Source organism: Ruegeria sp. YTSA135 (genome assembly GCF_059610165.1).
Genome location: NZ_JBXWNC010000006.1, coordinates 146235 through 159037 on the forward strand (window position 1 = coordinate 146235; position 12803 = coordinate 159037).

14 protein-coding genes are annotated in these 12803 nt (G+C 57.7%); 9 read left to right on the forward strand and 5 right to left on the reverse strand.

Annotated features, from left to right (window positions below):
* The first annotated feature begins 167 nt into the window (after nucleotides 1–167).
* Nucleotides 168–971, forward strand: coding sequence for a zinc-ribbon domain-containing protein (locus tag AC2FIT_RS10120; RefSeq protein ID WP_496829072.1), 804 nt, complete (start codon nucleotides 168–170; stop codon nucleotides 969–971).
* Between the two features lie 14 nt (nucleotides 972–985).
* On the opposite strand, the gene AC2FIT_RS10125 is transcribed toward AC2FIT_RS10120, so the two are convergent.
* The 5 genes from AC2FIT_RS10125 to argH form a co-directional block, all read right to left on the reverse strand.
* Nucleotides 986–3535 (reverse strand): TIGR02302 family protein, encoded by a 2550-nt coding sequence (locus tag AC2FIT_RS10125; RefSeq protein ID WP_496829074.1) that lies wholly within the window; start codon nucleotides 3533–3535, stop codon nucleotides 986–988.
* Between the two features lie 36 nt (nucleotides 3536–3571).
* Nucleotides 3572–4837 (reverse strand): diaminopimelate decarboxylase, encoded by a 1266-nt coding sequence (gene lysA / locus AC2FIT_RS10130; protein ID WP_496829076.1) that lies wholly within the window; start codon nucleotides 4835–4837, stop codon nucleotides 3572–3574.
* A gap of 65 nt (nucleotides 4838–4902) precedes the next feature.
* The gene (locus AC2FIT_RS10135; protein ID WP_496829078.1) at nucleotides 4903–5052 is read right to left on the reverse strand and encodes a hypothetical protein; all 150 of its coding nucleotides are present in this window, start codon (nucleotides 5050–5052) and stop codon (nucleotides 4903–4905) included.
* 84 nt (nucleotides 5053–5136) lie between these two features.
* Nucleotides 5137–5319 carry an argininosuccinate lyase gene (locus AC2FIT_RS10140; RefSeq protein ID WP_496829079.1) on the reverse strand — a complete coding sequence of 61 codons (183 nt, stop codon included), beginning with the start codon at nucleotides 5317–5319 and terminating at the stop codon, nucleotides 5137–5139.
* Nucleotides 5319–6707, reverse strand: coding sequence for an argininosuccinate lyase (argH, locus tag AC2FIT_RS10145; protein ID WP_496829081.1), 1389 nt, complete (start codon nucleotides 6705–6707; stop codon nucleotides 5319–5321). Before argH ends, AC2FIT_RS10140 begins: the two co-directional genes overlap by 1 nt.
* A gap of 21 nt (nucleotides 6708–6728) precedes the next feature.
* Here argH and AC2FIT_RS10150 point away from each other — a divergent pair, with 21 nt between their 5' ends.
* The 8 genes from AC2FIT_RS10150 (at nucleotide 6729) to phbB (ending at nucleotide 12671) form a co-directional block, all read left to right on the forward strand.
* On the forward strand, nucleotides 6729–7295 hold the full coding sequence (locus AC2FIT_RS10150; protein WP_205626546.1) for a TlpA disulfide reductase family protein: 567 nt from the start codon (nucleotides 6729–6731) through the stop codon (nucleotides 7293–7295).
* A gap of 158 nt (nucleotides 7296–7453) precedes the next feature.
* Nucleotides 7454–7783: a hypothetical protein gene (locus tag AC2FIT_RS10155; protein ID WP_496829083.1), complete on the forward strand. Its 330-nt coding sequence runs from the start codon at nucleotides 7454–7456 to the stop codon at nucleotides 7781–7783.
* A 60-nt stretch (nucleotides 7784–7843) separates the two neighbouring features.
* Nucleotides 7844–8230: a hypothetical protein gene (locus AC2FIT_RS10160; protein ID WP_496829085.1), complete on the forward strand. Its 387-nt coding sequence runs from the start codon at nucleotides 7844–7846 to the stop codon at nucleotides 8228–8230.
* Nucleotides 8227–9198 (forward strand): sterol desaturase family protein, encoded by a 972-nt coding sequence (locus tag AC2FIT_RS10165; RefSeq protein WP_496829087.1) that lies wholly within the window; start codon nucleotides 8227–8229, stop codon nucleotides 9196–9198. The genes AC2FIT_RS10160 and AC2FIT_RS10165 overlap by 4 nt, the downstream gene beginning before the upstream one ends.
* A gap of 91 nt (nucleotides 9199–9289) precedes the next feature.
* Nucleotides 9290–9478: a hypothetical protein gene (locus AC2FIT_RS10170; RefSeq protein ID WP_496829089.1), complete on the forward strand. Its 189-nt coding sequence runs from the start codon at nucleotides 9290–9292 to the stop codon at nucleotides 9476–9478.
* A gap of 89 nt (nucleotides 9479–9567) precedes the next feature.
* The gene (locus AC2FIT_RS10175) at nucleotides 9568–10401 is read left to right on the forward strand and encodes an EAL domain-containing protein (RefSeq protein ID WP_496829091.1); all 834 of its coding nucleotides are present in this window, start codon (nucleotides 9568–9570) and stop codon (nucleotides 10399–10401) included.
* 184 nt (nucleotides 10402–10585) lie between these two features.
* Entirely contained in the window at nucleotides 10586–11761 is a 1176-nt protein-coding gene (locus tag AC2FIT_RS10180; RefSeq protein ID WP_496829093.1) for an acetyl-CoA C-acetyltransferase, read from the forward strand.
* Nucleotides 11762–11948: 187 nt separating this feature from the next.
* The gene (gene phbB / locus AC2FIT_RS10185; RefSeq protein WP_496829095.1) at nucleotides 11949–12671 is read left to right on the forward strand and encodes an acetoacetyl-CoA reductase; all 723 of its coding nucleotides are present in this window, start codon (nucleotides 11949–11951) and stop codon (nucleotides 12669–12671) included.
* The last annotated feature ends 132 nt before the right edge of the window (nucleotides 12672–12803 follow it).

Consider the following 12803-nt stretch of genomic DNA (forward strand, 5'->3'; position numbering starts at 1 on the left):
TGTTGCCGCCCTTCATGCCCGAGCGCGGTTGCGGTTTCAATGCCTGCACCGGGTCGAATCGGTGACACTTAAACTGTGAAACCGAAAACACCCTTTGCGGTCAGGTCTTAACGGATTAACATCCCTTAAAAAACTACTATCGGTCGGGGTCCCGGCCAGGAGGCAGCATGCGTCTTACTTGTCCGAATTGCGGTGCCCAGTACGAGGTGCCAGGCGAGGTCATTCCGGAAGATGGCCGCGACGTTCAGTGTTCGAACTGTGAGACGACTTGGTTCCAGCCCAAACACCCAGACCAAACAGTCCCCGCCAAAGACGCACCCGGTGCCAAGGACACGCCGTCCCAGACATCCGCACCCGAGCCTGATGTTGTGGAACGGGACTCAGTAACCCAAGCGCAGCCGGAGCCGACGCCTGCACCGGAACCAGAGATCACACAAGAACCAGAGGCTGCCCCAAAACCAGAGGCTGCAAGCGAACCAGAAACACCACCAGCTACCGGAAATATCGATCCTGCAGTTGCAAATATCCTAAAAGAAGAAGCCGCACGTGAGGCGGATCTTCGTGCGCAAGAAGGCGGCGGTTTGGAAACTCAGCCCGATCTGGCCTTGGAGACACCCTCCAAGCCCGACCCGGAACGCGCCGTAAAAGACCTCACTGCTATGGAAACGGCAAAGGATGCAGGGCAGAAAGATGCACTGCCTGATGTCGAAGCGATCAACTCCAGCCTGCGTAGTGATGAAAGCTTGGCCTCGGATGGCGAACCTGCGCCGCGCAAGTCTGGCGGCGGTTTCATGCGTGGATTTGCACTGATGCTGATTGTCGGGGTCATCCTGCTGCTGGTCTATGGCAACGCGCAGCAGATCAGCGAAGCGGTGCCGCAGGCCGAGCCAATTCTTGACCCGTACGTATCGCTTGTGGATCAGGCGCGGCTTTGGCTTGAAGCGCAGACATCGGGGACATCGCAGAATTAAACGCCAGGCAAGGTTTAGAAGCGCTCCAGCAACCGCTTGAGGTACTCCAGCTCGATCTGTGGGCGTTCCGTCTCACCGGTGCGACGCCGGATTTCATCCAGCAACTCACGCGCGCGGCGATACACATCTTCGCCCTGCAACAGGTTGTCGTCAGTTGCTATAGAGCCGTTTGCGCCGGGGCTGCGACCCAGCGGATCGCGGCTGTTGGCCTGCATATCGCCGTCTTGGGTTCCCTGACCGGGCTGGTTCTGCTGGTTCTGTGCCAAAGCTTCACCCAGTGACCGCATGCCTTCACGGAGGGCTTCCATCGCTTCAGATTGGCGATCTATGGCCTCGGCCAGGTCGTCACTGCGCAGGGCTTCTTCAGCGCCATCCATTGCCCGACCCGCGCGGCCCAGCGCATCGCGTGCAGCTTCGCCTTCGGGTGTTCCGGCACCGGGCAGATTCTGTTGCTGGCGACCCAGTTCGTCGCGCAAAGCCTGTTGGCGGTCGGCCAGAGACTCCTGGCTTGGCTGGCCACCGCCGCCTTCGGCCTGATCAGACCCCTGCCCCTGACCGCCTTGGCCTTCGTGGCTTTGGCCGCGACCCTGACCCCCATTGCGGCCTTCGTTGCCCTGGCTTTCACCGGCCTGAGCGCCAGGATTAAACTGTTCTTGCAGATCGCGGAAGGCCTGATCGCTCAGCCCCTGTTGTTCACGCAGGGTTTCGGCCAGCCCTTCCATTGCCTGTTGGCCCTCTGACTGCTGGCCCTGACCCTGGCCCTGGGTGACGCGCATGTTCTCCATCATCTGCTGAAATTCTTCCAGCGCCTGCTGTGCTTCGGCCATGCGGCCCTGTTCCATCAGTTCCTGAATGCGATCCATCATCCGTTGCAGGTCGTTCTGCGTCATCTGCATGGTTTCGCCATTCTGGCCCTGCTGATTTTCGTCGAATTCACCATTTTCCTGTGCCAGACGCTGTAACTGGCGCATGTAATCCTGCGTTGCTTCGCGCAGCTCTTGCATCAATTCGGCGATTTCTTCATCAGTGGCGCCGTTTTTCATGGCTTCGGTCAGACGCTCCTGTGCGCGGCGCATACGTTCCAGCGCATCGGCGAGGGTACCCTCTTCGATTATAATCGCCAGATCCCACAAAGCCTGTGCGATCTCTTCCTGTTGGTCCTGTGTCAGCCCATAGTCGTTGAATGCCTCCAACCGGCGAAGCGTCACGCGCAGACGCAGGTAGGCCGTGTCAGAGCGAAACACCTCTTCCGGCAGATGCGACACAGCGCGCAGAATTTGGGACACCCGGGTCGCGTTGTCCCGCGTCCAGAGCAGATCACGCCGTTGTTCGATCACCGCCGCAGCCAATGGGTCGAAAAAGCGCCGTGCGGGCAGTTCTGTTGCATAGGGCGCGGACTGGCCTTCCTGATCGGCTGCATCCTGTGCCATCAAGGTGATCTTGACTGGCAGATGCGCCCAAGGGTGTTCCGAGAAATCTTCGATCAGATCTTCGGTGAAATCGGCCCGGTCGCCGGTTATCGGCATCGGTAGCTGCACCTCGATCCTATCACGTGGCTCGGGGTCAGACGCCAGGCCATACTGACGGTCAACGGAAGGCAGGTCCAATTCGATCACCGCCGTACCGGACACCACGCCGTAATCGTCAGTAGCGGTAAAGGGCAGCTTCATCTGCCCGCCCGCCTCGGCCTCAGCCGGATCGGTAACAGCGATCTGCGGAGGCGCATCTTCTATGACGCTCAGCGCCCAGTCCCGTCCGGCAGGTCCTTCGATCATCATCTGGCCCGAACGCTCGACCACGAACTCCTGTTCCGGGTCCGCTGCGCCTTGTATGCCCGAAAGCGACGTGGTTTCCGACAAGCTATGCGCCCCCACCTCGCCGTAGAAACGCAATGTGATCCGGCTGCCCTGCGGTACGGAAAGAGTATCACCAGACTGATCCGCCAGATAAAGCGTCGGCAAGCCGGTATAGCGCGGCGGTTCAACCCAGCCCTCCCAGCTGGGTCCCTGTCCCGCCACGGCTGCGCCCGGCGTCATCTCGGCCACGGACCCAATGCGCCAGAATGATCCGAAAAGACCCGCAATCACCAGCGCCAGCAACGCGGAGTACCGCAGCGCATAAGGGTCTCGGTCTGCAAGCCGCAGATCGGGTTTGACCGCTTCGGCTTGTGCTGCCCGCTGTGCCATCCGAGCCTGATGCGCGTGCCACAGAGCAACTGAGTCCGCATCCATCGCACCTATGGCCTGATCATCCATCAACGCCTGAATCGGGCGTCCCGGCAGAGATTCGTCCAGTCGCATCAGCGCTTCGGCCCGGCGAGGCAGATGGAATCGCCGAATGCCCCAGATAAGCGAAATAACCACTGCGATGATCGCTAAACCACCAAGGGTCCAAGCCATCTCAACCCGGACGTGATCCTGAAGACCCAGCATCAAAGCGGCCAAAATCGCCATAAAAATCGAGAAAAAGGGCCAGAAGGCGCGCAAAACCTGCTCGGCCAGCATTCCTGCGTGCGTCAGCCACAGGGACAGTCTTGGAATCGGCAGGGTCGGTCTTGTGGTCAAGGCGGGCCTCCTGAACAGGCCCGCACGGTTATCGCGTCAGAGCCACTCTGGTATGGTATCGCGGTTTATGATTTCGTCAAAGCTTGGGCGATCACGAATAACTGCAAATTGATCCCCGTGAACCAGAACCTCGGGGATCAGGGGGCGGGTGTTGTATTCGCTGGCCATCACCGCGCCATATGCGCCGGCGCTGCGGAAGGCGACCAGATCACCCGGTTCGAGCGGCGGCATGTCGCGTTGTTTGGCAAAGGTATCGCCTGTCTCGCACACTGGGCCCACAATGTCATAAGGTTGCTGTTCCACCCCCGGCACGGGCTCTTGCACGGCTACGATATCATGATACGCCTCATACATCGCAGGGCGGATCAGGTCATTCATAGCTCCATCGAGGATCAGGAAATCACGGCCTTCACCGGACTTCACATAAATCACCTTGCTGACCATCAGACCAGCGTTGCCAGCAATCAGGCGTCCCGGCTCAATCTCGATCTCACACCCCAGATGGCCCAGCGTTTTCTTGATCAGCGCGCCGTACTCTACCGGCAAAGGGGGTGCCTCGTTCGAACGGGTGTAGGGGATACCCAGACCTCCACCCAAGTCCAGACGGCGAATGGTGTGACCCTCGGCGCGCAGACGCTGTGTCAGTTCGGCGACCTTAGTGTAGGCCAGCTCGAACGGTTCCAACTCGGTCAGTTGCGATCCGATATGAACATCGATACCGATGACCTCCAGACCCGGCAAGCTGGCCGCGTAGGCATAAACCTCGGATGCGCGCGAGATTGGAATGCCAAATTTGTTTTCGGACTTGCCGGTGGCGATCTTGGCGTGGGTCTTGGCATCCACGTCGGGGTTCACCCGCACGGTGATCGGCGCAACAACACCCAATTCCAGCGCAACCGCATTGATCACCTGCATCTCAGGCTCGGATTCGACGTTGAACTGGCGAATGCCACCGGTCAGTGCGGTGCGGATTTCCTCTGCCGTTTTGCCAACGCCCGAGAACACGATCTTGTCGCCCGGAACACCAGCAGCTTTGGCACGCAGATATTCCCCGCCAGACACAACGTCCATTCCGGCACCGGCCTGAGCCAGCGTCTTCAGAATCGCCTGATTGCTGGCTGCCTTCATGGCGTAGCAAACAAGGTGGTCAGTGCCGTCCAGCGCATCATCGAAAAGCTGGAAATGCCGTAGCAGGGTCGCCGTCGAATAGACGTAGAACGGGGTTCCCACCGCAGCGGCGATTTCGGTGATCGGGACGTCTTCGGCGTAGAGCGCGCCGTCGCGGTAAAGAAAGTGATCCATGACTGCGCGCTTAGACCAAAACTGCCGGGCTGATCAATAATTTCCGCGCTATTGGCGGCATTCCGTCACCGTGTTGTCGACACACCGACCCGGCCATAACCCGAGATTGAGATGCCGGAGCCCCCCGTGCTGGTTTCCGGCTGCGGCCGCGGGTTAGCAGTCGGTTCGCAGGCTGCAAGCAGGACAAGGGTCAGGATCAAGCCGGTAAATCTCATACTTGTCCTCTTTTTCTGTTACTTTTTAAAGATCGCAACTTACCCGGACATAGCCGGGCGCAGTCGAGCTGCCTTCGCCCCGCGTCACCGTCCTATGTAAATCCCAAGGCCGCCACGTCGCAGCCCAATGCCGCCCCCGACATGTGTGCCACTGCTGCCAACGCCGACAGTCGCGTTCATCGTCGGCTGAATTGGTTCTCCGTCCGCGCCACAGGCTGCAAGAACGAACCCGACGGCGATCAATTGCAACACTCGCAGTATCCGCATCACACCAGCGCCTTCCACCGCTTGATCTGGGCACGCACCTGATCCGGTGCCGTTCCCCCATAAGACTGACGTGAGTTTACCGAGTTTTCGACGGTAAGGACAGAAAAGACATCTTCGGTAATCCCGGAATGCACCGATTGCATGTCATTCAACGTCAGGTCGGGCAGATCACAGCCCTTATTCTCAGCCATCGCAACCAGTGATCCTGTCACATGATGTGCGTCGCGGAACGGCAAGCCCAGCACCCGCACCAGCCAGTCGGCCAGATCGGTCGCCGTCGAAAAACCCGAGCCCGCAGCGGCGGCAAGGCTGTCGCGATTTGCGGTCATGTCCTTGACCATGCCTTCCATCGCCGCCAGCGCCAGCATCCAGTTGTCAGCAGCGTCAAAGACCTGTTCCTTGTCTTCCTGCATGTCCTTGGAATAAGCCAGCGGCAGACCTTTCATCACCATCATCAGCGCCGTGTTGGCACCAAAAATCCGACCCACCTTGGCCCGGATCAGTTCGGCCGCATCGGGGTTCTTTTTCTGCGGCATGATCGATGAGCCAGTCGAGAACCTGTCGCTGAGCGTGACAAAACGGAACTGGGCCGAAGACCAGATCACCAATTCTTCGGCAAAGCGCGACAGGTGGACGGCGCAGATTGAGGCTGTGGACAGGAACTCCAGCGCGAAATCACGGTCGCTGACCGCGTCCAGCGAGTTGGCGGCGGGCCGGTCAAAGCCCAGCGCCTGCGCCGTCATGTCCCGGTCGATGGGAAAGGACGTGCCAGCCAATGCAGCCGCGCCCAATGGGGATTCGTTCATCCGGGCGCGCGCATCGCGCACACGGCTCAGGTCACGGCCGAACATCTCGACATAGGCCATCATGTGATGGCCCCATGTCACCGGCTGTGCAGTTTGCAGGTGCGTGAAACCGGGCATGACCCATCCTGCCCCTGCCTCGGCTTGCGCCAAAAGCGCGCGGATCAGGGCCAGCAGACCGGTTTCCGCAGCATCTAACTGATCGCGCACCCAAAGTTTGAAATCGGTCGCCACCTGGTCGTTCCGCGACCGACCTGTATGCAAACGACCTGCGGGCTCGCCTATGACTTCTTTCAGGCGCGCCTCAACATTCATGTGGATGTCTTCCAGCGCGGTCGAGAACTGGAACTCTCCGCCTTGGATTTCTGACAAGACTGTGAGCAGCCCTTCCCGAATGGCCTGAGCGTCACTATCACTTATGACGCCTGTGGCAGCCAACATGGCGGCATGGGCGCGCGAGCCTGCGATGTCCTGGGCTGCCATCCGCTGATCGAACCCGATCGAGGCATTGATCGCCTCCATGATCGCGTCTGGACCGGCGGCAAAGCGGCCGCCCCACATCTGGTTCGAGGAATGATCGGTCATGAAAGAAAACCCGGAGTTGATATGCGCCTATTTCGTTTGATCCCCCTTTATATGGCCCTTGCGTTGGGTGCAAATGCCGCTTTGGCCACAGATGCCGAGACCTTGGGTCCGCTGCGAGATGGCACACTGAAGCGGCTGATCCTGCATAAGGAACCGAAACCCGTAGAACCGGTTGAGTTTCAGCTTGAGGATGATGGCGGCACTGCAACGATTGAAGACTACAAAGGCAAATACGTTCTGCTGAACTTCTGGGCGACATGGTGTGCGCCCTGCCGCAAGGAGATGCCGCAGATCGCCGAGCTGCAAGAAGAATTCGGCGGTGACAAGTTCGAGGTTCTTACGCTTGCCACTGGTCGCAACTCCCCTGCCGGGATCAAGAAATTCTTCGAGGAAAACGGGATTAAGAACCTGCCTCGCCATCAAGACACTGGTTCAGCCGTGGCGCGGGAATTTGGCGTGATCGCATTGCCGATCACGGTGATTCTGGACCCCGAAGGCAATGAAATGGCCCGCCTGATTGGTGACGCGGAATGGAACTCTGACAGTGCCAAGGCCATCATATCGACGCTTGTGGGCGCTGAAAGCTGACCCACTACATTGCCGGAATATCCAGTTCTCCCGCTCTTTGTCGGGAGAACTTCAGTACAGGCAACCTCTACATCAATTTTTTCACTTTCGTGTTAAACTAAGAGTGTCACCGTTCACGACAGTGACACTCCAAACGTGACAACGAAACGGAAGCGACAATGAAACCGGTGGTTTTACTGATTGGCCGCTTGCCGAGCGTCATCGGCGACGTGGCACGGCAGTTGGATCACTTGCCGATCCAATGGCTTGGCGCGCATGACCGGGATGAAGTTCGGCGGCAACTGGACGCCGAACCGCGGATCGCCTGCGCGATCATGGGCGCAGGCCTGAATGACAAGATACGTGGCGAGATGGTTGGCATCATCGCCGCACGCAGGCCGGACATCTGCATGCACCTGAAAGACAGATCGTCAGGCCCGGACGGGCTTGTGCCATTTGTGGAACGGGTTGTGCAGCACGAAATCCTGAACAGGCTAGAAACAAGCTGACGCTACGCAACCTTTGACAAGCTGTTTACCGCTCTGCACCTTGCCGGGCGGGAGGAAAATATGCCGCTTGAAATTCTTCTGGTTCTGGTGGTCGGAGGCATACTTGGGATAACGGCGCTGCTGCACCTTTCAGGGCGTTCGCGTGTGCGCGAATTGACGCAGCAGACCGCGCGATCTGAATGGATGCGCCATGCGCCAGACGATGTGATCGTGGACGTTACAATTGCACATGACATGCGGTCGGCGCTGGTTCGGACTGAGGCAGGCATTGGCCTGCTGTGGTCTTTTGGGGCCGATACAGTGGCGCGCCATCTGCAGGACTTTGACCGGATCAACCACCCTGAGGGGTTCAAGATTCAATTCCTCGGTTTCGGCGCCCCCAACGCCCTCGTCCGCCTGGATGAATTCGAACGCCCGCATTGGCAAAAACTGATGGACACCGCATGACCGACCAACTCAGCTTTCCGGACGCCGTACAATGGGCCGTACCGTTCTTTATCGCCGCTATTCTGGTCGAATTCCTGTGGATCGCAGTCAAAGGCAAAGGTGGACGATACGAGACGCGGGATGCGGTAACCTCACTGGTGATGGGCGCGGGAAACATCGCCTCGGGCTTTCTGCTGGGGTTCATCGCGTATGGGTTTTTCATGTGGCTGTGGCAGATTACACCACTGAACCTTGGCACCTCGATCCCTGTGATTATTCTGTGCTTTGTGCTGGATGATCTGCGCTATTACTGGGTTCACCGCTTTGGTCACCGTATCCGCTGGGTTTGGGCCAGCCATGTGAACCACCACAGTTCCCAACACTACAACCTGACCACCGCATTGCGGCAGACCTGGACCTATACTTTTACCTTTATGATGGTGGTTCGGGCACCGTTGATCCTTTTGGGCTTTCACCCCGCGATGGTGCTGTTCGTGGGCGGGTTGAACCTGATTTATCAATTCTGGATTCATACCGAGGCAATTGGCAAAATGCCCCGCTGGTTCGAAGCCGTCATGAACACGCCCAGCCACCACCGCGCCCATCACGGCCGAAATGCGCGCTATCTGGATTGCAACTATGCCGGAGTCTTTATCGTTTGGGACAAAATCTTTGGCACGTTTGTCCCGGAACAAGAAAACGACCGGGTCGACTATGGCTTGGTTCACAATATCGGCACGTTCAACCCGCTGCGCGTCGCATTTCACGAATGGGTTGGTATCTGGCGCGATGCGACGCAACCAGGTTTGAGCCCAAGGGAACGCCTTGCCTATTGCTTTGCCCCGCCCGGGTACAGTCACGATGGCAGCCGTCAGAACTCGGAACAGATAAAAGCCCGGCATCTGGCCCGCCACCCAGAGGATCGTGGAACGCCCGGATTCGAGCAGTTCGAGGCAAAATCGCACAATACGAAGGCAAAACAGGCTTAAATCCGCCGATCCAAACCCCAGCTTTCTTGAAATCGCACCGACCGGTTCCAATTTGTTAAGGAGTTAACCACTTAAGCGATTTGAGGAACCCATGAACCGACTGACGATGATATCAATTACACTTGGTCTGATCGGTTTAATCATCGCAATGGTGTCGGCTTTAATCGGAAGCGCGCAAACGATGATCGCCCTTGGTTTTGTCATGCTGGCGTTGGGTTTTTTCGGCGCAGTCATCGGTGCGGCGGCCGCATTGGGTCGCGTTTGGGACACGCCACGATAAAGGCGATCAGTTCTTTTGATCTTAACCTCAGATTCATGACTTTGCAGTGAAATCCTACCCTGACCTGTGACGTAGGGGATTTCACAAGCATGGGGGACAAACACCAAGCGGACGTACCAGAAGGTGCCGATAGCCCGCTGAACGCGGCCATTTCATCTCGTGACAAATCTACTGTTCAAATGGCAACCGAGGCGGTCAAGCACAAACAGTGCAAACTGGCCTATCAGCCGGTCATGCAGGCGCATCCCCCCTTCGGTGTCGCCTTTTATGAGGGGTTTATTCGGGTTCTGGATGAAACCGGTCGGGTCATCCCCGCGCGGGATTTCATGCCTCAGTTGGAAAACACGCCCATCGGTCGTGATCTGGATTGCGTAGCGCTTGAGATGGGTCTGCGTACGCTGACCAAAAACCCAGACATACGCTTGTCGATCAATATGTCCGCGCGCTCGATCGGATACGCGCGATACGCTCGGGTTCTGGACCGATATCTAAAGAAAGATGACACTCTGGGTGAGCGTCTGATCCTTGAAATCTCGGAAAGATCAGCCATGACGGTGCCCGAACTTGTGATTGATTTCATGGACCAGCTACAACCGCGTGGCGTTGCTTTTGCCCTTGATGATTTCGGCGCCAGCAATTTCAGTTTCCGTCATTTTCGTGAGTTTCTGTTCGACGCTGCCAAAATCGACGGGCAGTTTGTCCGGGGTATCAGCGACAATCCCGACAATCAGGCATTGGTCAGGGCGTTGGTGGCCGTAGCGCGGGAATTCGAGATCCTGGTCACGGCCGAATCGGTTGAAACCAAGGAAGATGCCGAATTTCTCGTGGCCAGCGGTGTGGATTGTTTGCAAGGCTTTTTGTTCGGCGCGCCTACCGTGTCCGCACCATGGACGCGCGAAAAACTCAAACAAACAGGCACTTAAACATTGTAAATACGCCATCCTCAGCACCTGTGACAAGCTTACCGTTGCTGCAACTGCAGCGTTACGCTATGCCACGTGCAGTTGGAGCGGGGGATCAGGAGGCGCTCTGGTTCATTGGGGCTTTGCGCCAGTGATCCACGCCGTTACGGTTCCCACAGGACCTTGATGGTAAAGGATTGTCTAAATGACCAACGTAGTAATCGCATCCGCAGCACGCACCGGTGTCGGCAGTTTTGGCGGCTCGTTTGCAAACACACCCGCACATGATCTGGGTGCTGCCATTCTTGAAGCCGTTGTCGAACGTGCCGGAGTTGAAAAGGGTGAAGTAAGCGAAACCATCATGGGTCAGGTTCTGACGGCTGCTCAGGGTCAGAACCCGGCACGTCAGGCCCACATCAACGCCGGCCTACCACAGGAAAGCGCCGCCTGGGGTATTAACCAGGTTTGCGGTTCGGGCCTGCGCGCTGTCGCTCTGGGCGCGCAGCATATCCAACTGGGTGACGCTGAAATCGTCGCGGCTGGCGGGCAGGAAAACATGACACTTTCGCCCCACGCCGCCGCTCTGCGGGCAGGTCACAAAATGGGCGACATGAAATACATCGACACGATGATCCGTGATGGCCTTTGGGATGCATTCAACGGCTATCACATGGGTCAGACCGCTGAAAACGTCGCCGAAAAATGGCAGATCAGCCGCGACATGCAGGACGAGTTTGCCGTAGCCTCACAGAATAAGGCCGAAGCCGCGCAGAAGGCAGGCAAATTCAACGATGAAATCGTTCCATTCACCATCAAGACCCGCAAGGGCGAAACTGTGATGGACAGCGACGAGTACATCCGCCACGGTGCCACGATGGAAGCCATGGCCAAGCTGCGCCCTGCCTTCACCAAGGATGGCTCTGTGACTGCTGCTAACGCATCCGGCCTGAATGACGGTGCCGCCGCCACCCTGTTGATGTCGGCAGAAAACGCTGAAAAGCGCGGGATTGAGCCGTTGGCCCGCATTGCCTCTTACGCAACCGCTGGCCTGGACCCGTCGATCATGGGCGTGGGGCCGATCTACGCATCGCGCAAGGCGCTGGAAAAAGCAGGATGGTCGGTTGACGATCTGGATCTGATCGAAGCCAACGAAGCCTTTGCCGCTCAGGCTTGCGCCGTTAACAAGGACATGGGTTGGGACCCATCGATCGTGAACGTGAATGGCGGAGCAATTGCCATCGGACACCCGATCGGCGCTTCGGGTTGCCGTGTTCTGAACACCTTGCTGTTTGAAATGAAACGCCGTGACGCCAAGAAGGGTTTGGCGACCCTCTGCATTGGTGGCGGTATGGGTGTCGCCCTCTGCGTGGAGCGCGACTAAGTGCTGGATTACGCGGCATACGAAGGGCGCCACTTGGCGCCCTTTTTTGTAGAATCTCTATAACCTCTCCCGAGTGCTTCAATGAATTTGAATCAAAACGAAAATCCCGTCACGATGCATTATTGCGCGATTTGAACACTCAGAGTAACAAGATTACCAAGCCAGACTAATATTGAAGGAGTCCTCAATGGCACGTACAGCACTCGTCACCGGCGGTTCCCGCGGCATCGGCGCAGCAATTTCCAAGGCGCTTAAGGCCGAAGGGTATAATGTTGCAGCCACCTATGCCGGTAATGACGAAGCCGCCGCAAAGTTTTCCGAGGAAACCGGTATCGCCACCTATAAGTGGAATGTTGCCGACTATGACGAATCGAAGGCCGGGATCGAAAAGGTAGAATCCGAGATTGGCCCGATTGACATCGTGGTTGCCAATGCGGGGATTACCCGCGATGCGCCTTTCCACAAGATGACCCCAGAACAGTGGCACCAGGTGATCGACACCAACCTGACTGGTGTATTCAACACCGTCCATCCTGTCTGGCCCGGCATGCGTGAACGGAAATTTGGCCGCGTGATTGTTATCAGCTCGGTCAATGGCCAAAAGGGTCAGTTCGCCCAGGTGAACTATGCCGCGACCAAAGCGGGTGATTTGGGGATCGTGAAGTCGCTTGCGCAGGAAGGTGCACGCGCTGGCATTACCGCAAACGCAGTCTGCCCGGGCTATATTGCGACCGAGATGGTGATGGCCGTTCCGGAAAAGGTTCGTGAAGCAATCATCGGCCAGATTCCGGCTGGTCGCCTGGGTGAGCCCGAGGAAATCGCGCGCTGCGTGGCGTTCCTGGCCTCGGACGACTCGCAATTTATCAACGGTTCGACCATTTCGGCCAACGGTGCGCAGTTCTTTAGCTAATACCGACATATGAAAAGCTGGGCCGATCCATTTGGACCGGCCCATTTTTATCCCGTAAGAACGTGCGCGCTACGCTCAGCGGGAACCGAAAATCCATTTCAAGGCATTGCCAACCGCGCGTGATCGTTCCAA